Annotated in this window: 15 protein-coding genes; 7 read left to right on the forward strand and 8 right to left on the reverse strand. The window is 64.7% G+C overall.

Going from position 1 to position 18,642, the window contains the following annotated elements; all coding sequences use genetic code 11:
* Positions 1 to 15 precede the first annotated feature (15 nt).
* Both GVL61_RS16955 and GVL61_RS16960 read left to right on the forward strand, forming a co-directional pair.
* The gene (locus GVL61_RS16955; protein WP_159981839.1) at positions 16 to 492 is read left to right on the forward strand and encodes a cytochrome c; all 477 of its coding nucleotides are present in this window, start codon (positions 16 to 18) and stop codon (positions 490 to 492) included.
* A gap of 2 nt (positions 493 to 494) precedes the next feature.
* Positions 495 to 1,172 carry a cytochrome b/b6 domain-containing protein gene (locus GVL61_RS16960; RefSeq protein WP_159981840.1) on the forward strand — a complete coding sequence of 226 codons (678 nt, stop codon included), beginning with the start codon at positions 495 to 497 and terminating at the stop codon, positions 1,170 to 1,172.
* Between the two features lie 16 nt (positions 1,173 to 1,188).
* Here the strand turns inward: GVL61_RS16960 and GVL61_RS16965 are convergent, their stop codons facing one another.
* The 6 genes from GVL61_RS16965 to GVL61_RS16990 form a co-directional block, all read right to left on the reverse strand.
* Positions 1,189 to 2,583, reverse strand: coding sequence for a nucleobase:cation symporter-2 family protein (locus GVL61_RS16965; RefSeq protein ID WP_159981841.1), 1,395 nt, complete (start codon positions 2,581 to 2,583; stop codon positions 1,189 to 1,191).
* A 12-nt stretch (positions 2,584 to 2,595) separates the two neighbouring features.
* Positions 2,596 to 3,957 carry an 8-oxoguanine deaminase gene (locus GVL61_RS16970; RefSeq protein ID WP_159981842.1) on the reverse strand — a complete coding sequence of 454 codons (1,362 nt, stop codon included), beginning with the start codon at positions 3,955 to 3,957 and terminating at the stop codon, positions 2,596 to 2,598.
* Complete coding sequence (locus GVL61_RS16975) at positions 3,957 to 5,063, reverse strand: purine nucleoside permease (RefSeq protein WP_159981843.1); 1,107 nt, start codon at positions 5,061 to 5,063, stop codon at positions 3,957 to 3,959. The genes GVL61_RS16970 and GVL61_RS16975 overlap by 1 nt, the downstream gene beginning before the upstream one ends.
* Before the next feature lie 106 nt (positions 5,064 to 5,169).
* Complete coding sequence (locus GVL61_RS16980; RefSeq protein ID WP_235037751.1) at positions 5,170 to 7,536, reverse strand: TonB-dependent siderophore receptor; 2,367 nt, start codon at positions 7,534 to 7,536, stop codon at positions 5,170 to 5,172.
* A 220-nt stretch (positions 7,537 to 7,756) separates the two neighbouring features.
* Positions 7,757 to 9,304 carry an adenosine deaminase gene (locus tag GVL61_RS16985; protein ID WP_200844761.1) on the reverse strand — a complete coding sequence of 516 codons (1,548 nt, stop codon included), beginning with the start codon at positions 9,302 to 9,304 and terminating at the stop codon, positions 7,757 to 7,759.
* Positions 9,301 to 10,449, reverse strand: coding sequence for a purine nucleoside permease (locus GVL61_RS16990; protein ID WP_235037752.1), 1,149 nt, complete (start codon positions 10,447 to 10,449; stop codon positions 9,301 to 9,303). The genes GVL61_RS16985 and GVL61_RS16990 overlap by 4 nt, the downstream gene beginning before the upstream one ends.
* A gap of 255 nt (positions 10,450 to 10,704) precedes the next feature.
* On the opposite strand from GVL61_RS16990, the gene GVL61_RS16995 reads away from it, so the two are divergent.
* From GVL61_RS16995 to GVL61_RS17005, 3 genes are all read left to right on the forward strand, one after another.
* Entirely contained in the window at positions 10,705 to 11,646 is a 942-nt protein-coding gene (locus GVL61_RS16995; RefSeq protein WP_159981845.1) for a LysR family transcriptional regulator, read from the forward strand.
* A gap of 84 nt (positions 11,647 to 11,730) precedes the next feature.
* Positions 11,731 to 12,264, forward strand: coding sequence for a phosphoribosyltransferase (locus GVL61_RS17000; protein ID WP_159981846.1), 534 nt, complete (start codon positions 11,731 to 11,733; stop codon positions 12,262 to 12,264).
* Between the two features lie 4 nt (positions 12,265 to 12,268).
* Positions 12,269 to 12,847 (forward strand): TIGR00730 family Rossman fold protein, encoded by a 579-nt coding sequence (locus GVL61_RS17005; protein WP_159981847.1) that lies wholly within the window; start codon positions 12,269 to 12,271, stop codon positions 12,845 to 12,847.
* A 100-nt stretch (positions 12,848 to 12,947) separates the two neighbouring features.
* Here GVL61_RS17005 and uvrA read toward each other — a convergent pair whose 3' ends face one another.
* Positions 12,948 to 15,923: an excinuclease ABC subunit UvrA gene (uvrA, locus tag GVL61_RS17010; RefSeq protein WP_159981848.1), complete on the reverse strand. Its 2,976-nt coding sequence runs from the start codon at positions 15,921 to 15,923 to the stop codon at positions 12,948 to 12,950.
* A 155-nt stretch (positions 15,924 to 16,078) separates the two neighbouring features.
* Between uvrA and GVL61_RS17015 the strand changes: the two genes are divergently transcribed.
* A complete protein-coding gene (locus GVL61_RS17015) occupies positions 16,079 to 16,480 on the forward strand; it encodes a hypothetical protein (protein WP_159981849.1) in 402 nt (133 codons plus the stop codon).
* An 85-nt stretch (positions 16,481 to 16,565) separates the two neighbouring features.
* Complete coding sequence (locus tag GVL61_RS17020) at positions 16,566 to 16,955, forward strand: hypothetical protein (RefSeq protein ID WP_159981850.1); 390 nt, start codon at positions 16,566 to 16,568, stop codon at positions 16,953 to 16,955.
* 33 nt (positions 16,956 to 16,988) lie between these two features.
* Here GVL61_RS17020 and GVL61_RS17025 read toward each other — a convergent pair whose 3' ends face one another.
* Positions 16,989 to 18,530 carry an AarF/ABC1/UbiB kinase family protein gene (locus tag GVL61_RS17025; RefSeq protein ID WP_235037753.1) on the reverse strand — a complete coding sequence of 514 codons (1,542 nt, stop codon included), beginning with the start codon at positions 18,528 to 18,530 and terminating at the stop codon, positions 16,989 to 16,991.
* Positions 18,531 to 18,642 lie beyond the last annotated feature (112 nt).

Here is an 18,642-nt window from a genome sequence, read left to right on the forward strand (position 1 = left end):
AGGATCGACAAAACCATGACGCTTTCGAAAAGCCTTTCCCTTGCCGCCCTTGGCATGTCCGCCGCTCTCGTCGCCGTGACGAGCACCCTGGCTATCGCCGCATCGCCGGCCGCCACCACGATCGCCACGCGCCACGCCAACTTCAAGAAGATGGGCGGCGCCATGAAGGTCCTCAAGGACCAGGTTTCCAGCGGCACGATCGACAAGCCCGCTGCCGTTGCCGCCGCCAAGACCCTTGCCGCCACCGGCCGCGCACAGGTCGGCCTGTTCCCCAATGGCAGCGGCGCCTCTTCGGGGGTCAAGACCGATGCCCTGCCCGCCATCTGGACCAACCGCGCTGTCTTCGACGGCCAGATGAAGGCCTTTATCGCTCAGGCCGACAAGATGGTGGTGGCCGCCAACACCGGCGACGCCGCTGCCGTTGGCGCCCAGTTCAAGGCCGTCGGCGGCACTTGCGCTGCCTGCCACAAGCAGTTCCGCGCGGACAACTGAGTATGCCAGTGCCCGCCGCTTCCACCACCCGTATCTGGGATCCGACCGTCCGCCTGTTCCACTGGCTGCTTGTCGTCCTCATCGCCTTCTCGTGGTGGAGCGGCGAGCAGCACGACATGGAGCTTCACCGGCTATCCGGCTACGCGATCCTTGCGCTGCTGGTGTTTCGCGTGTTCTGGGGCTTCGCCGGGCCCCGCACCGCGCGTTTCACCAACTTCGTGCGCGGACCGGCAGCAGTCATGGCCTACATGAAGGGGCTCGGCAGCCGTAGGACCCATGCCGCCGAAGGACACAATCCGCTCGGTGGGTGGAGCGTCGTCGCCATGCTGGCTGTAGTCGGGCTGATGGTGGTGGCAGGCCTTTTCTCGGTCGACGTGGACGGGTTCGAATCCGGCCCGCTGGCGGACTACGTCTCGTTCGATCAGGGCCGCACCGCTGCCGAGCTGCACGAAACCGTGTTCAACGCAATACTCGCGCTGGTGGCACTGCATGTGGCGGCAGTGGTGTTCTACCTAGTGTGGAAGCGGCAAAACCTCGTCCGCCCCATGATTACCGGCAGCCGCAAGGTTGCCGATGGCGAGAGCCCGGCGCAGCTGCGTTGGTCGCCGGCGCTGGCGGTAATCGGTATCGTGATTGCAGTAGCCGTGGCTTGGGCGGTTTCCACCGGTTTCCGTTTCTAAAAATCGTCGTCGTGCATCAATTCCGGGGCGACAGGGTTTCTGTTCGCCCCGGCACCACCAGGTTCAGCACCACAGCCGTCACCGCCACTGGGAGAACCCCCGAACCCAGCAGGATACGCGCCGTCTCCGGCACATGCTGGAGAGCCAGAGGCTCAAGCTGAAGCCCTAGGGCCAGCGACAGCGAAACGCCGAAAATCAGCATGTTGCGCTGGGTCCAATCGACCCCGGAGAGCATCGAGGTTGCAGCTGAAGCGACCATGCCGAACATCACGATCACACCGCCGCCCAGCACTTCGATGGGGATCGTGGTGATGACCGCGCCGACCTTGGGCAGCAGACCACACAGCACGAGGAACAGCGCCCCCACCGTCACGACATGGCGGCTCATGACGCCGGTGATGGCGATCAGCCCCACGTTCTGGCTGAAGGTGGTATTGGGCATGGCCCCGAACACGGCGGCCAGCGCAGTGCCCACGCCATCGGCGGCGACGGCGCCGGAAAGCTCCTTGTCGGTGGCGGGGCGGCCGGCATTGCCTTCGCAGATCGCATCGACATCACCGATCGTCTCGATCGAGGAGACGAAGCCGGTCAGGCAGAAACCCAGAATGGCCGAGGCCGAAATCGCAAAGCCGAAGTGGAACGGCATGGGCACCATGACAAGCCCGGCGGAGGCCACCGGCGCGAAGTCGATCCGCCCCATCGCCAGCGCCACCGCATAGCCGGCCAGCAGTCCCAGCAGAACGGCGGCGGTGGACCAGATACCCCGCCCGAAGAAATTGAGCGCCAGCGTCACCACCACGACCACGCCCGCCAGCAGCCAGCTCTGCCACGCACCGAATGCCGGCGTGCCCACGGCAGGGACACCGCCGGCCGCGTACTGGATGCCGATGCGCATCAGCGAAAGCCCGATCATCAGCACGACTAGGCCGGTGATGAGCGGGGGGAGCGCAAAGCGGATGCGGCCCACGAACATGCTCAGAAAGGCGTGGAGCAATCCCCCGAACAGCGCAGCGGTGGTCAGCGCCGCCATCGCCTCCACGCCCTTGCCCGCAACGATCGGGATCATGATCGGGATGTAGGCGAAGCTGGTCCCCTGCACCAGGGGCAGCCGCGCGCCGACGGGGCCGAAGCCGATCGTCTGCATCAACGTGGCCAGCCCGGCGAACAGCATCGCCATCTGGATCATGTAGATCATCTGCGAAGGGTCAGCCGACCCGAAACCGAATCCCCCTGCCCCGGCAACGATGATGGCAGGCGTCATATTGCTGACGAACATCGCGAGGACGTGCTGGATACCCAGCGGCACTGCGACGTGCAGGCCGGGGAACCAGTCCGGGTCGCGCGCCTGCGCCGGGGCCATGCCGGTCGGAGCAGGAGCGGCGGCGAGTTCGGGGGCGATCAGGGCGGTCATCGTGAGGGTTCCTCAGGCGAAAGTCTTGAGCCGGTCGAGCGAACGGTTGGCGGCGCGCAGCACATCCTCGCGGCGGACCTGTGCAAGGCCTCCTCCGCGCACCACGGCGCGGCCTTCCACGAAGACGTCGCGCGCACCCGTGGGCGGGCTGAGCACGAGGCCGGCAACCTTGTCCCAGGCGCCGGTGGAGGAAATGTCGGCCATGTCCCAGATCGCGAAGTCGGCGCGCTTGCCCACCTCGAGCGAACCCACATCGCTGCGGCCCAGCACCTGCGCCCCGCCCCGCGTGGCGAGGTATAGCGCCTCGCGCGGGTCGAAGCGGTCGGCGCCGTGCGTCACGCGCTGGAGCAGCATAGCCTGCCGCGCCTCGTTCAGAAGGTGGCCGGAATCGTTGGAGGCCGACCCATCGACGCCAAGGCCCAGCGGCACGCCGGCGTCCATCATCGCCCGCAGCGGCGCGATGCCGGAGCCGAGGCGGCAGTTCGAGCAGGGGCAATGGGCCACGCCCGTGCCGGTACGCGCGAAAAGGGCGATTTCGGCCGGGTCGAGCTGAACGCAATGGGCTTGCCACACATCGGGGCCGGTCCAGCCCAGCCCTTCGGCATATTCGCCCGGCCGACAACCGAAGCGTTCGAGCGAGAAGGCTACGTCGTCGGCGTCCTCGGCAAGGTGGGTGTGCAGCATCACGCCCTTGTCGCGCGCCAGCAAAGCAGCATCGCGCATCAGGTCCGTGCTCACGGAGAACGGCGAACAAGGTGCCACGGCGACGCGCAGCATGGCGCCGTCCCTGGGGTCGTGAAAGCGGTCGATCACGCGGATAGTGTCGGCCAGGATCGCCGGCTCCTCCTCAACCACGCTGTCGGGAGGCAGGCCGCCCTTGCTTTCCCCCACGCTCATCGCGCCGCGCGTGGCGTGGAAGCGCAGGCCTACTTCCGCCGCGGCATGAATGGAATCGTCGAGCGTGACGCCGTCCGGGAACAAGTAGTGGTGGTCCGAACTCATCGTGCAGCCGGACAGCGCCAGTTCGGCAAGGCCGAGTTGGGTGGCCGCGAAAACGTCCTCGGGCCGGTACTGCGCCCAGATCGGGTAGAGCCGCCGCAGCCAGCCGAACAGCGAGACGTTGATCGCGCCGGGAAGCGCGCGCGTCAGCGTCTGGTACAGGTGATGATGGGTGTTGACGAGGCCGGGAGTAACGACGCACCCCTTCGCATCGATCACCTTGTCGGCGTCGTCGGCCAGCGGAGCAAGCTCGGCGCTCGTTCCCACCGCAAGCACGACGCCATCCCTCCACGCCATCGCCCCATCGGCGATCTCTCGCCGCGCGTCGTCCATGCAGACCAGTGCATCGGCGTGGCGGACCAGCTTCAAACCCATCAGGGCGTCGCGTCCTTGTAGCGGTCCCAGTTGCCCAGCAATTCGTCGACGACCTTGGAGCCTACGGTATAAAGGTTTTCCACTGCAGCCTCGAGCCCTGCATAGCCCTCGTTTTCGCTCAGGAGATAAGTCGCGGCATCGACGCCCGGAGGCGGCATCGTGAAGTTCGAGCCGGCGCGCACCACCAGTACGCGGTCGCGATCGGCCCGGCCGATGTTGTCGAGGTAGGTCATCGACTGCATCACGCCGGTGTCCTCCATCGCAGAGGTCACGAATTCACCCTTGCCGCTACTCCAGTACCGAACCCAGTCGTTGGCCCAGTCGGTCAGCTTTTCGCCATGCCAGAAAGTCATCGCCGAGAGCGTGTCGCCTTCCAGCACGAAGGGCGCTTCCTGTGCATGGGGGTAGCCGGAGAACTTCGCGCGCTCGGCAGCAATGGCCGGCGTATCGGGAAGTTCGATATCCTTGGTGAGGTTGAAGGCCCACTTTTCGAGGGAGGGATTGACCTGGTACATTTCACCGCCCGAGGGATCGGGCTTGGTCGTCAGATCATTCGGCCCCTTGGTGTCGCGCGGAAAATAGCCACTTTTCCAGTTCGCCGGGATTTCGCGGGCGTCGATCTCATGGGCGAGATCTCCATCGACGACGTAGCGCGCCCAGGCAACCGAACCGATCGAGGCATCTTCAGGGTCGATACCGGCAATGCCCGCCACCAGCCAGTAGGCCTGAGTCAGATCGAAGCGCTGGTCGAGGCCGAGCGCCAGGGTCGCCGCCGTCGAACGGGCGGTGCCGATGCCGGTCACCATGCCCAGGACCTGCGTTTCGGGGTTGTAATAGAGGTCATGGAAGGACTGGGGGAAAGGAATGCGCTGGGTCAGTCCGCGGCGTGCCTTCCACAACTGGAACTCGCCGGCAACGTCGCCCTCGTCCTTGCCGATCTCGAAAAGCGAAACGATCACCACTTTGACCGGCAGCGGATGGGCGCAAACGCCGCCCGGTTCGCAATCGGCAATCGACGGCAGGGACGGTGCATCACCCGCGAATGCAGGGGCGGCTATGGACAGCATGGCGCCCGCTAACAGGGAGGCGAGCGTCTGGAAGCGCATGGTAAACCTTTCACAATTTTTATCGTCGCTGCCCCAACAACGTGAAAAGCCACGGGCAGCGAAAAATCGGGAGCGCCGGCCGAGGCGGGCGCTCCCTTCAGTACCATCAGAACTTGTACGAAACCGTGCCCTGGAAGCTGCGCGGCAGCTCCGGCAGAACAATGGTCGAACCGAACAGTTCGGTGAAGTTGGCGCGGAAGTACTTCTTGTCGGTGACGTTCTTGACGACGGCACGGAACACGAACGGCCCGGTCTCGTAAGAGGCCGAAAGGTCGAACTTGGTATAAGCCGGCAGCTTCACGACCTGCGACGCCCCGGAGTAGACCGAGTCCACCTTCACCATGCTGCCCGCCAGCGCGATGCCGTTGTCGAAGGCATACGTCGCGGTCAGCGAGTAGAGGTTGGTCGGAATACCCGCGCGGCGGGCATCGCCCTTCGTCAGGATCGGAATGTTGCCGATCGGCTGACCACCGAGGTAAAGCGCCGGGTTCGTCACGTTCACCAGATCCTCGATACCGAAGAAGCTGAACGTCTCTCCGGCTTCAAGCGCGGTCAGGTTCCAGACCTTGGTGCGCGTGTAACCACCGGTCAGGAGCAGGTGCTCATCCACGGCCCAGCGGAACTCGGCTTCGAGGCCCTTGGTTTCGACAGCCTGGTTCACGGTCATCGACTGCGAACTGTAGTCGGTACGCTTCTGCTTGTAGACCGAAACCGCCGCATAGAGGCGATCGTCGAGCCAGCTGCCCTTGATACCCGCCTCATAAAGCTTGGAGGCCGTGATCCAGGTGCCGTTCGCAAGATTGAACGGATCGATCTCGGCGCCCTGGCCCGCGATGACCACCGACTGCCGCGCCGCAGTGACGTAGGGGATCAGGCCCAAGGGCAGCTTATAGTTGGCACTGGCAGACCAGGACCAGGCGCCGTCGCGGTCCTTCGCGCCGGAAATGGCCTTGGGTGCCTCCATGAACGCTTCCTGGAAGTTGGAGACGCCCTTGATGGTATCGTAGCGCGCACCCAGCGTTACATCGAGGCCGAACTTGAAGTCGAGGTCGACAAGGCCAGCGAAGCCCAGATCGGTGTAGTGCCCCTTGACGTAGGTATCGTAATTGCAGTTGCACTCGGTCGACAACAGGCGGTCGCTGGCGGGGGTGTAGCCTACGGTCAGGTCAACGCGGTGGAAGTATTCGTAGTTGAAGTCCTCACCGTGCTTGAAGTTCGTGTAGCGAATCGACGGCGACAGCTGGACCGAGAACTTGCCGGCATCGGTGTCGAAGACCTTCGAGACGACGATCTTGTCCTCAATCACGTAGGAATCGTGGAACTGGGAGAAGCCGTAGGCATTCTCGTTGATGTTCTTGTAACCGTCGTAGAACAGCTGGTTCTTGATTTCGATGTCGCCGGGGCCGGTCCAGATCAGATCGGCGTAGAGCGTAGTCGCCTTGTTATCGAGGCGGTCGTTCTTGCCCGTCAGCGTCGCGCGGCGGCTGAGCTTTGCGGTGCCGACATTGGTAAGTGCAAGCTCAGGATAGCTCGACGTGAAACAGGCATCGGTAAAGCCGCTGGGGCCGGTGCTGAAGCCGCCGCAACCGAACGTGCCGAAGACCGACAGGCCGCCGGGCATAGCCGCATTGATTTCCCCCACCGACATCTGACCGTCGCCGTTGGTGTCGAGCGACTGGGCCGCGCCGGTGATGTAGGTGCCGTTGTTGACCAGGTCCTGCGTCAGGCGGTTCCAGCCGCCGTTCTGCTGGCCCTTGTAGTTCTGGTACATGCCGCCGAATTCAAGGCGCAGGTTCGGAGTAAGGTCGGTGTCGAACGAACCCTGCAGAATGGTCTGCTTGGTCGACATGTTGTCGTAGTAGCTGCCCGAATTCTCGACTTCCGCATAAAGGCTGTAGCCGAATTCCTGCGTGCCCAGCTTGCCGGGACCGCGAAGTTCGGCCGCGATGTCCGCCTTCGACCAGCTACCGCCGGTGAAGCTGATCTTGCCTTCGGGGCTGGAGAGGTAGGAACCACCCTGCACGCGCGCCGACTTGGGCACGAAGTTCATGTAACCGCCGGTCTTCGACGGGCCGTAGATCGGCGAGGCCGGGCCGCGTACGATGTCGATGCGCTCCGAGGCGGCGATCGGCGTCGGGTAGTTGCCCGGGTTGTCGAGACGGCGCACGCCGCGGAAGTAGACCTCGCCGGGCGTGCCGCGAATGTCGAGCGCGCCGCCGACACCGAAGAACGAGTTGGTGAACGTGCCCGGCGACTGCGCGACAAGATCGTAGATATCGGTGATGCCGAAGCGTTCCATCTGCTCCGAGCTGATGGTGGACACCGAGCGCGGCGTCTCCGTCACCGTCTTGTCGAAGCCGAAAACGGTGCCGACGCCCTCAATCGGCAGCGCCCCCAGCGAGCCGGTGACGACGATCTCGTTACCATCGGCGTTCGTCCCTGCGGCAGCCTGAGCAAAAGCCGGGACGGTCATCGCAGTGCAGCAAAGCAGCGCGCCAGAGATAGTTGCACCTCGGAGCTTGCGCGTACTAAACTTTATCATATCCATCATGTTATGCCCCCTGAACCAGTAGAAGCGCTGCAGTCACGCCCCTCCGTTCGTTAGTGTTGTATTCCCCCTCTCCCACTGCACTTCGTCTATGTTGCGGCGCATCATTGCACTGTTTCAGTCACCCGCGAAGACGTATTGAACGCTATTCTTCGTTTACCCCCCATTGCCTGCCGAAGCGTTCGAGCGAATGTTCGAATTTCTCGAAGTTCGTCTCAAGTCGCGCCTGCAGCCGGGCCTTTTCGCTACCCGCCAGAAAGGTCTTGCACCGCGCTTCGGCAAAACCGTCGGCACAGGGCTGGACGACATCGCCGTAACGACGGGCGCGCCACAGGCTGGCGCCCGGCGAGAAAGAATACTCCAGGCTGGCGCGCGCCATTTCCTTGAGATCGCCGTAGTGCAGGCCCTGCTGGGTGACGGCGCGCACGTACTCGTTGCTCATGTCGGAGCGCAGCACGCCCTCGTCATCGGTCGACAGCATGACGGGCACACCCATCGAGCGGTAGAGCTGTAGCGGATGATTGCCGCCTTCCACGCCCAGGATGACGGCATTGCTGGTCAGGTTTATTTCGACCGCGATGCCTTCGCGCGCCATGCGGGCCAGCGTTTCGGGGGCCTGGGCTTCGTAGGCGATATCGACGCCGTGGCCGATGCGCTTCGCTCCGGCATCGATGGCCTTGGCGATATGATCCTGAAGGTCGAGCGGGGGCACAAGCCCGAGCGCAAGTTCGCCCGCATGCATGGTCACCTTCACGTCGGGATATTTCGCCTCAAGAAAGCGGAACATCGCCATGTGCAGGTCGTAATCGCGCAGCGCGACCGGATCGTCCTCGGGCATGACAATGTTGACGCCCACGAATCGTGCATCCCTGTGCGCCAGCGCGAAGCCCGCGATGAGCGAGCGCCATGCCTGCGCCGGCGCCACGCCACGCATCGCCGAGTAAAGGTAGCGCACCGCGACATCGCAGCCGGGCTTTGCCGCGGCAGTGCCGCACCCCAGCCGCTTGCGTGCCTCTGCGTCGTTGCGCGTGACGTCGGAGACGGTTTCGGCCAGCAGCCCCTCTACGGTCGCGATCTCGCGCTTGTAGGACGCGCCAAGCATGGATTCATCGATGGGTTCGTCGCCTCCGGCAGCCATATAGGCTGACAGCACGCCGGGATTGTACATCAGTTCGAGGTAGACGAGGTTGTTGCGCCCTGCGCTGGCGTAGGCATCCGCCAACCAGCGGGGCACGTCGCCGCCGAAAGCCGGACCGAATTTGCCGAAACTGGAGAAGAACTGGCTATGCCCGGAAATCAGGGCTGGCCCGATACCCTTCTGAAACCCGCGCGTCGAAATCGCATCGACCAGCTTCGCATAAGTGAACGGATCGCGCACCGCCATCGAGGCGATATTCCGCTCGGGGGCGCAGGGCTGCGGCACAATCCGGGTCAGCCCGTCATCCGCGCACATGCCCTTTTCCGCCGCAACCTTGAGGAAGTCCTCGGCATAGACCGACCCGCCGAGATGGTTATGCAGATCGCCGCCCTTGGGCATCGCCTGAAGCACCACGCGCAGCCGCCCGGCATTCCCCGAAACGGAATCCACCAGCGCCGAAGCAGCCGCTTCGCTCGCCGCATCGGCATGGGCGACCGGCGCCGCCAGCGGCAACGCGCTGCAGGTCGACATCAGGGCAAGAAACACACGCTTCATGGTGCGGGTGCCTCGGGAACGGTATCCTTGTAGATGTCCCAATGCGCGAGGAGTTCGTGTACGACCGGCGCGCCGACGCGGTAATTGGCCTCGAAGGCCACCTTCTGGCCCGCGCCCTCATTGGCGACGCTCTCCACCGCCGACACGCCAGGCGGCGGCATCGAGGGATTGCTGCCGGTGCGCAGGACCAGCACGCGCGCCGGGTCCACCAGACCCTGCCTGGCCGCGATCTGCATGGCGCCGGCCATCGACTGGCTCTCCATGTTGGTCATCGCGAAACGGCCCTTGCCGCCGGTCCACAGGTTCACCCAGTCACGCGCCCACTGGGTGCGGCCCGGCCCGTGCCAGTAGCGCACCGAACCCAGCGTCTCACCCATGAGCACGAAGGGCGGCTTCTGCGCCTCGGGATAACCCTTCCAGCGCGCGCGATCCTTCTGCAGTTCGGCGTTGTCCGGGATCGGCACGTTCCTGGTCATGCCGTAAGCCCAGGACGCCAGCCCCTGGTTGAGCTTCACCGACATCGTCAGCTTGCCCGTATCGGTGAAGCCGGCGAAGTCCTCTGTCGCAGCGGGCAGCATGTTGGGCTTGGCGGCACCGATCGCGAAAAGGCCATAAGGCCAGTCCCTGGGGACCTCCCGATCGTCGAATTCACGCAGTGTATCGCCCTGCACCACCCACCGCGACCAAGCCGCGCTGCCGACCGAGGCGACCTTGGGATCGACGCCGGAAATGCCGGTGAACAGCCAATACGTCTTGGTAAAGTCAAAGCGCGGGTCGACCAGCAACGCCATCAACTGTTCGGCAACGCCTCCCAGCATCGTATCCGGGCTGCCCCAGACCATTCCATAAAGCCCCTGCGCATTGCGCCGCAGCGGATGGAGCGGCCCCTTGAGCGGAATCACCTCATCAAGATGCTCCCGCTCGGCCCAGAGCTGGAATTCGCCCGGCGCATCACCCATGTCGGCGCCCGGCTCGAAATTGGCGATCACGATCACCTTGACCGGGATCGGCGTAACCTTGGGAATTGCGGGAACCGCCGGCTCGGCAGCGCCCAGCGAAGCCGGCGCGAGGGCACCCGCCGCACAGGCCAGCGCGAGCGCGCGCAAGCAGGCCCGCAAGGGGCGTCCAGATCGAATCACAGTCATTGTTACCCCAAGCCCCGCAATCGGGGGCGCCTCGCCCATCGGATCTGGTGGTGAAACCCGATGGAAAAGAGCGCCCCCGGCCGAAAGTGCGGTTCCGAACAGTTCGATCCTTCAGGGAGAGCGAAGGATCGGAGGGTCTTCCGGATCGCACCTTTCGGTGTTGTCAGGAGTGGTAAGGCACTTGACTTGCGCCGAGCAAACGCAATGAATCCCACGCAGCGTTGCAAAAATTAGAGCAGGTCCCAAAAATCCATCATGCCCGCCTTTTCGCGTTTCCTTAGATACTTCATGGCGGTTGGCCGCCACGGCTCGATCCGCAAGGCAGCCGACGAACTCAATGTCTCCGCCTCGGCCATCGCGCGCCAGATCCTCAACGTCGAAGCCGACATCGGCACACCACTGTTCGAACGCCTGCCCACCGGCCTCAGGCTTACGGCCGCCGGAGAGATCATGATGGCGGCGGGCAACCGATGGCAAAAGAACATGGTCGACATCCGCGCCCAGATCGAGGACCTGCGCGGCCTCAAACGCGGCCACGTCGAAATGGCCATCATCGACGCGCTGGCGAAAGGTCACATCCCCGCCGCCGTCCGTGCCATCCAGGACCGTTACCCCGGCATCACCGTGGGCGTGCGCGTCCTTGGCAATGACGGCGTACGCAAGGCAGTAACCAGCGGCGAGGTCGACTTCGGTATCCTGTTCGAGCCGCAGTCCTACCGGGACCTGACCGTCCGCGCCTTCGTGGAGGTGGTGCTGGGCTTCGTCACGCCCATCGACCACCCACTGGCCGCGCGGCGCGAAGCCCGGTTCTCCGCCTGCAGTGGCTCCCCGCTGATCCTCCCGGCGGAAACGCTGGCGGTGGGCCAGCAGATCGAGGTGCTCGTGGGTGCGACCGGCATGGACGTGGAGCGCAAGGCGACCTCCGACAACATCCAGATGATCACCTCGCTGGTGCAGGAGGGCGTAGGCATCGGCATCCTCTCCTCGCTCGATATCATCGCAGAGGTTCAGGCCGGCAGACTTTCCTTCACCCGCATCTCCGACCCCCTGCTGCGACCGATGACGCTGGCGCTTTGCACAAATGCCGCGCGTACCCCTTCCTACGCCGCCGGGATCGTCCTGTCCGAGATCGAACTTGGCTTCGCGCAGCTCAGCTATCCCGATTCGATGCGCCCAAAAGTGCAAAACGGGGAGTGAAGTCCCGCACACGATTGCTCTTGGCGCGCCGTGACGATATCGGCACTCCTTTCCCCACACATCGCCGTACAGGATTCGCGACTGATGAGCGAAAACGCTGAACCTCAACTGCACTACCTCGAATACTACGAGGAATTCCTCGCCAAAGTGCGCGTGCTGTCGCGCAAGATCGGCGAGGGCGAATGGAAACCCGACTTCGTGATCGGCGTTGGCCGGGGCGGCCTCGTGCCTGCCGTCTACATCTCGCACCAACTCGAACTGCCGATGCTCTCGATCGACCACTCCGCCAAGGTTCCCGGTTTCGCCGACGAACTGCTCGGCAAGGTCGCCGGCATGAGCGCGGAGGGCAAGCGCCTGCTGTTCGTCGACGACATCAACGACAGCGGCGGCACCATCGAATATATCCGCACCCTGCTGGGCACCAACGGCTGCAAGGCCGAAAACCTGCGCTTCGCGGTCCTCATCAACAACACCCGCTCCAAGGCCGTGGCGGAACTGTTCGTCGATGCGATCGACCGCGACGAGGACAAGCGCTGGTTCGTGTTCCCGTGGGAATCGGTCGGCACCAAGGATGCCATCGTCGATGAAGCCCGTTCGGTCCCGGAAAGGCTCGGCTAAGCCCATGCGTATCTGCGTCTATCTCGGCTCCTCCGCCGGCAACAGCCCGGTATATCGCGAAGCCGCCGAGCAGTTCGGCACCCTGCTGGCCAAGCGCGGCATCGGGCTCGTCTACGGCGGCGGCATGGTCGGCCTCATGGGCGTGATCGCCGATGCGGTCTGCGCGGCGGGCGGCGAAGTCATCGGCGTCATCCCCGAGGCGCTGCGGGCCCGCGAACACGATCACCAGGGCATCACCGAGCTTCACGTCGTCAAGACCATGCACGAGCGCAAGGCGATGATGGCCAATCTGGCAGACGGCTTCGTCACCCTGCCCGGCGGCATCGGCACCTTCGAGGAGATGTTCGAGGCCTGGTGCTGGTCGCAGCTTGGCTACCACAACAAGCCGGTCGGTTTACTTGACGTGGGTGGGTTCTACTCGGGCCTGCGCCAGTTCATCGACAACGTGGTGGATGAAGGCTTCCTCCAGCCGCGCCACCGCTCGATGCTGATCGTCGAGAAAGACCCCGAGACGATGATCGACCGCATCATCAACTACACCCCGCCCGAAAACGAACACTGGCTGGGCGCCCGCGACGTCTGACAGGGCGTAGCGAGGGCGATGGCCCTCGCATCCATCCCTCGTCCTTCGGCCTTCCGTAAACCGACGGTGCCTCTCCCCGAGCAAGCTCGGGGAGCAACGATTATTTTGCCAGCAGCGGCTTGAGGTAGTGCCCCGTGAAACTGCGGGGTTCTTTCACCACCTGCTCGGGCGTTCCGGTCGCCACGATCTCACCGCCGCGCACACCGCCTTCGGGGCCCATGTCGATGATCCAGTCGGCGGTCTTGATGACGTCGAGGTTGTGTTCGATCACGATTACCGAATTGCCCTGATCGACCAGACGGTGGAGCACTTCGAGCAGTTTGCGCACGTCCTCGAAGTGAAGGCCGGTTGTCGGTTCGTCGAGGATGTAGAGCGTCTGTCCGGTGGAGCGGCGCGCCAGTTCCTTGCCCAGTTTCACGCGCTGCGCCTCGCCGCCCGAAAGCGTCGTCGCCTGCTGGCCGACCTTGACGTAGCCCAGCCCCACCTCGTTCAGCATGTGCATCTTGTCGCGGATCGGGGGCACCGCCTTGAAGAACTCCTCCGCGTCCTCGATCGTCATGTCGAGCACGTCGGCGATCGACATGCCCTTGAACTTCACTTCCAGCGTCTCGCGGTTGTAGCGCTTGCCGTGGCATTCCTCGCAGGTCACGTAGACGTCGGGCAGGAAGTGCATCTCGATCTTGATCAGGCCGTCGCCCTGGCACGCCTCGCAGCGGCCGCCCTTGACGTTGAAGCTGAAGCGCCCCGGTTTGTAGCCGCGCGCCTGGCTTTCTGGGAGGCCGGCGAACCAGTCACGGATCTGGGTGAAGGCGCCGGTGTAAGTCGCCGGGTTGGAACGCGGGGTGCGGCCGATCGGTGACTGGTCGATCTCGATGACCTTGTCGCACTTTTCCAGGCCCTTTATCCGGTCATGCGCGCCCGCAATCACCCGCGCGCCATTTAACTGGCGCGAGGCGCCCGCCTGCAACGTGTCGATGGTGAGCGAGGACTTGCCCGAACCGGACACGCCCGTGACGCAGCAGAACGTGCCGAGCGGGAACTTGGCGGTTACCCCGGTCAGGTTGTTGGCGCGCGCGTTCTCCACCGTGATGAACGAACCGTTGCCTTTGCGGCGCTTGGCCGGCACCTCGATCTTGCGGCTGCCGTTGAGGTAGGCGGCAGTGAGGCTGTTCTTGGCCTTCAGCACTTGCTTCAGGGTGCCCTCCGCGACGATCTCGCCGCCGTGAACGCCAGCGCCGGGGCCGAGGTCGACGATGTAGTCGGCGGTGCGGATGGCGTCCTCGTCATGCTCCACCACGATCACCGTATTACCCAGGTCCCGCAGGCGCTTGAGAGTAACGAGCAGCATGTCGTTGTCGCGCTGGTGCAGGCCGATACTGGGTTCGTCCAGCACGTAAAGCACACCCGAAAGGCCCGAGCCGATCTGGCTGGCGAGGCGGATGCGCTGGCTTTCGCCGCCCGACAGGGTGCCGCTGGTGCGGTCGAGGTTGAGGTAATCCAGCCCGACGTTGTTAAGGAAGCCCAGACGCTCGTTGATTTCCTTGAGAATAGCCCTGGCGATCTGCTTCTGCTGGTCAGTCAGCTTGGCTTCCAGCTCGCCAAACCACGCAAAGCCATCCGAGACAGAGAAGCGCGCGGCGTCGGCGATGTCGGCCCCGGCGACCTTCACCGAGAGGGCCTCGGGCTTGAGGCGCTTGCCGTGGCAGGTCTCGCAAGGCTGGGCGGTCTGGTACTTGGTCAACTCCTCGCGCATCCAGGCGCTGTCGGTCTGGACGAGGCGGCGGTTGAGGTTGCCGATCACGCCCTCGAACGGCTTGTTGACGGTATATTCCTTGCGCCCATCCTTGAAGGTGAGCGGCACCGCGGCGCCCGCCGTACCATAAAGGATCACGATCTTCACCTCAGGCGAAAGCGCGTCCCACGCCGTCGTCAGATCGAACCCGAAGTGCGCGGCGAGGCTGGAGAGCACCTGCATGTAATAGGGCGAAGGCGGGTTGGACTTGGCCCAAGGCACGATCGCGCCCTGCTTGAGCGTCAGGTGCTCGTTCGGGACCACCAGCTGGGGATCGAACAGCAGCTTTTCGCCCAAGCCGTCGCAGGCCGGGCACGCACCCTGCGGGGCGTTGAACGAGAACAGGCGCGGCTCGATTTCCTCGATCGTGAAGCCGCTGACCGGGCAGGCGAACTTTTCCGAGAAGACGATGCGGTTGGCGGGCAGGCCCGCGTTCTTCATGCCCTTCGTCAGGGTTGGGATATCGCCCGCATCAGCCTCGTCGGCCTTTGCCGCCTTGGTCCTGCCGCCCTTCTTCGCCGGCGCCGGACTGCCCGGCTCTCCGGCAAGCTCTGCCACCGTGGTATCGGCCAGATCGACATAGGCCAGCCCCTCGGCCAGCTTCAGCGCCTGCTCGAAACTATCGGCAAGGCGGGTCTGGATGCCCTCCTTCACCGCGATACGGTCGACCACCACTTCGATGTCGTGCTTGAACTTCTTGTCGAGCGCGGGGGCATCCTCGATCGGATAGAACTCACCGTCGATGCGCACGCGGGTATAGCCCGCCTTCTGCCACTCGGCCAATTCCTTGCGGTATTCGCCCTTGCGGCCGCGCACCACCGGGGCGAGGAGGTAGAGGCGCGTGCCTTCGGGCAGCGCCATCACCCGGTCCACCATGTTGGACACCGTCTGCGCTTCGATCGGCAGGCCGGTGGCGGGCGAATAGGGAATGCCCACGCGCGCCCACAGCAGGCGCATGTAGTCCCAGATCTCGGTAACAGTCGCCACGGTCGAGCGCGGATTGCGGCTCGTCGTCTTCTGCTCGATCGAGATTGCCGGCGAAAGCCCGTCGATATGCTCGACATCGGGCTTCTGCATCATTTCCAGGAACTGGCGCGCATAGGCCGAGAGGCTCTCGACATAGCGGCGCTGCCCTTCGGCATAGATCGTGTCGAACGCCAGGCTCGACTTGCCGGAGCCCGACAGCCCGGTGATCACGATCAGCTTCTCACGCGGGAGCGCGATATCGAAGCCCTTGAGGTTATGCTCGCGCGCGCCGCGCACAGTAATGTGGGTGAGACTCATGGAGGCGGTATGTTCCAGATTTGTTCGCACCCTTCAAGAGGGGCTTCGCGGGTTTCGCCAAAGATGGGGTTCCCCAGCCAAGAGGCAAGCCCCGGGAACGACGACAAGGCGAACCGCGTTACTCCCCCGAACGCATCAACGACTGGAGAAAGCCCATGCGCCCCATCCCGCGTCTTGCAACCGCATTCGCCGCCCTCGTGCTGATAGCGCCGGCAGCAACATTCGCACAGGAACAACACACTGCCACCGATATCCCGGAGTCTGCCAACCCCGAAGCGCGTCGGCAGACGCTAAACGCCGAGCAGGCCGCAGCCGCCCGCGCTCAGGTGAAGGCCAATGCTGCCAGCGAGGCACACCACGACACTGCCGTCGCGCTGAACCACATGCAAACGCAGCGCAACGACGCCCTCTATGCAGACGCCCTCGCACGCCATGACGCGGCCGAGCAGGACTACAGCCAGAACCGCAAGCAATGGGAGCGCACCAACCCCTATTGCTGGAAAGGCGACGCCGTCAAATGCCCGGCAGACCCCGAGGCTCCCGTACCGGGCGGCTGATCGACCAACCGCTCATCGCAACCACTTTGCATTCGCGCGTGATAGCCTTCACAATCGGCCATCGGGTTGACGGGGTTCGAATGCAATGGCTGTTTCGCGCAAGCTTCATCTGGCGGCAGCCATCATCGCATTCGCCTGCGCTGCTCCCGCTTTCGCCGACGATCCGCGTGATCCTGCCATGACCCCGGAAGCCATCGCCCGCGACCGTGAAACGATCCGCCGCCTCAACCGCGCGCAGCTCGACTATGTCCAGAAGCGCGATGCCGGCTACGCCCAGGGCTGGCGCGATCACGCAATTGGCCGCGATACACGCGATCGCGAAGAAGATGGCTATACGGCGGACCAGCGGGACTACGCATCTGCCCGCGCGGACTACGCTCAGGATCGCCGCGAATACGACCGCGCGATGGCGGAGTGGCGCCGGGACGTTAATGCCTGCCGTGCCGGGTATTACGAGCGATGTGACAGGCGGTAAGGGGGGATCTACTCCCTTGCGCCTTGCCTTGCCTCACAAGAACCCGGCGATCACCCCCAACAAGGCGTGAACCACGACCGCGCCTGCCACAAGGGCGCCCGCATGGCGGATCGCCCGCCCCTGCCCTGCCTCGGCTCCGATCTTCTCGGCCTTTTCCAATCGGGCGGTGGCGGCGCGCATCAGACGGGGCGCGTCGGCGGACAGGCGGGACAGTTCCAGCAGCACGGCTTCCAGCCGGTCCGGCGCCGCAAGGCGGGTCAGTCGAGAGGCGACCAGCCGCCCTCGCAGCGCCGTCAGGGCCTGCGACAGGTCGAACTCCGGCGCGATACCCGAGAGAACGCCGTCCATCGTCACCATCGCCTTGAAGATCAGCACCAGGTCGGGCGGCAGCACCAGCCCTTCCTTGCGTAGCAGCGGAAAAAAGTCGGCGACCATGGAGCCCAGCACCAGAGCGCCGGTGCCATGGCGGGCGACCAGACGTTCGGCGGCGACGAGGAGCCGTTCGCGAGGGACTTCACCCGCTTGCGACCACAAGCCCAGCATGTCCGCGACGCCGCCGGGATCGTTGCCCCGCAGGGACAGGATGAAGGTCAGGAATTCATGCTGGCGACGGGGCGAAACGAAGCCGACCGAGCCGAGGTCGAGCAGGGCCAGTCCGCCACCCTCCCCAGGTATGCCGGACGGCAGGCAGAGCAGGTTGCCGGGGTGTGGGTCGGCGTGGAAGCGGCCGTTGACAAGCACCATTTCGAGCACCAGCCGCGCGCCAAGGTCCGCGATCGCCGCAGGGTCTATGCCCTTGGCCCGCAGCAAGGCCGGGTCACGCGGCGGCACACCTTCCACGTAGTCCATCACCAGCAGGCCTTCGCTCGTAAAGGGCCAGTGGATCGTGGGCACCACCACCTGCGTCAGCGGAGCAAGGTCCGCACGCAGAAGGTCGGCGTTGCGACCTTCGTTGGTAAAATCCAGTTCGTCCAGAATTTCGCGCCCCAACTGCTCGATCATCGCGGCCGGCATCATGCGGCGGACGGTAGCGCTGCGCGCCTCGACCAGCGCGGCAAGATGGCGCAGCAGGCGCAGGTCCGCCTCCATGCGCGGACGGATGCCGGGACGGCGGATCTTGACCACGACCTCGGCCCCTTCTCCACCATTGGCGCCATGCAGCACGGCGCGGTGGACCTGCGCGATCGAGGCGGCGGCGAGCGGCTGCGGGTCGAAGCGGGCGAAGGCAGTTTCGGGCGGCTCCCCAAGCGCGGCCTCGACCGCCGGGCGCAAGTCCTCGAATGGCAGGCGCGGCGCGTCGCTCTGGAGTTGTTCGAAAGCGGCGATCCATTCGTCCGGCAGCAGGTCGCGCCGGGTGGCGAGGATCTGGCCGAGCTTCACGAAAGTCGGGCCCAGCGCCTCCAGCGCGCGGCGGGTTCGGGCGGGAAGGTCGGCGTCCTCACCCGAGGCATCTCCCCCAAGCCCCAGCCGGGCCAGCAGCGAGTCCAGTCCGAAGCGGGCGATCACCGCGCTTACTTCTGCCATGCGCACGCGGTCACGCGCTGCCACTGTCATCGTCTGCAGGATCGTCGGCATCGGTACTCCTCAGGTTGGCAGGAGAAACCGGCAAGATGCGGCTCCGGTTCCGCCGCGCTTGTGGAAAGGCCGCGTGCGCGCGTTGGTCCGGGGGGCGGCCGGGCGTAGGCTA

Origin of the sequence: Novosphingobium sp. 18050 (assembly GCF_902706195.1) — a bacterium.
Lineage (GTDB): Bacteria > Pseudomonadota > Alphaproteobacteria > Sphingomonadales > Sphingomonadaceae > Novosphingobium.

Excerpts from the sequence above, each read along its gene's own strand:
- GVL61_RS16955 (WP_159981839.1), top strand. The coding sequence starts at position 16 with ATGACGCTTTCGAAAAGCCTTTCCCTTGCCGCCCTTGGCATGTCCGCC.
- GVL61_RS16960 (WP_159981840.1), top strand. The coding sequence starts at position 495 with ATGCCAGTGCCCGCCGCTTCCACCACCCGTATCTGGGATCCGACCGTC.
- GVL61_RS16965 (WP_159981841.1), bottom strand. The coding sequence starts at position 2,583 with ATGACCGCCCTGATCGCCCCCGAACTCGCCGCCGCTCCTGCTCCGACC.
- GVL61_RS16970 (WP_159981842.1), bottom strand. The coding sequence starts at position 3,957 with ATGGGTTTGAAGCTGGTCCGCCACGCCGATGCACTGGTCTGCATGGAC.
- GVL61_RS16975 (WP_159981843.1), bottom strand. The coding sequence starts at position 5,063 with ATGCGCTTCCAGACGCTCGCCTCCCTGTTAGCGGGCGCCATGCTGTCC.
- GVL61_RS16980 (WP_235037751.1), bottom strand. The coding sequence starts at position 7,536 with ATGACCGTCCCGGCTTTTGCTCAGGCTGCCGCAGGGACGAACGCCGAT.
- GVL61_RS16985 (WP_200844761.1), bottom strand. The coding sequence starts at position 9,304 with ATGAAGCGTGTGTTTCTTGCCCTGATGTCGACCTGCAGCGCGTTGCCG.
- GVL61_RS16990 (WP_235037752.1), bottom strand. The coding sequence starts at position 10,449 with ATGACTGTGATTCGATCTGGACGCCCCTTGCGGGCCTGCTTGCGCGCG.
- GVL61_RS16995 (WP_159981845.1), top strand. The coding sequence starts at position 10,705 with ATGCCCGCCTTTTCGCGTTTCCTTAGATACTTCATGGCGGTTGGCCGC.
- GVL61_RS17000 (WP_159981846.1), top strand. The coding sequence starts at position 11,731 with ATGAGCGAAAACGCTGAACCTCAACTGCACTACCTCGAATACTACGAG.
- GVL61_RS17005 (WP_159981847.1), top strand. The coding sequence starts at position 12,269 with ATGCGTATCTGCGTCTATCTCGGCTCCTCCGCCGGCAACAGCCCGGTA.
- uvrA (WP_159981848.1), bottom strand. The coding sequence starts at position 15,923 with ATGAGTCTCACCCACATTACTGTGCGCGGCGCGCGCGAGCATAACCTC.
- GVL61_RS17015 (WP_159981849.1), top strand. The coding sequence starts at position 16,079 with ATGCGCCCCATCCCGCGTCTTGCAACCGCATTCGCCGCCCTCGTGCTG.
- GVL61_RS17020 (WP_159981850.1), top strand. The coding sequence starts at position 16,566 with ATGGCTGTTTCGCGCAAGCTTCATCTGGCGGCAGCCATCATCGCATTC.
- GVL61_RS17025 (WP_235037753.1), bottom strand. The coding sequence starts at position 18,530 with ATGCCGACGATCCTGCAGACGATGACAGTGGCAGCGCGTGACCGCGTG.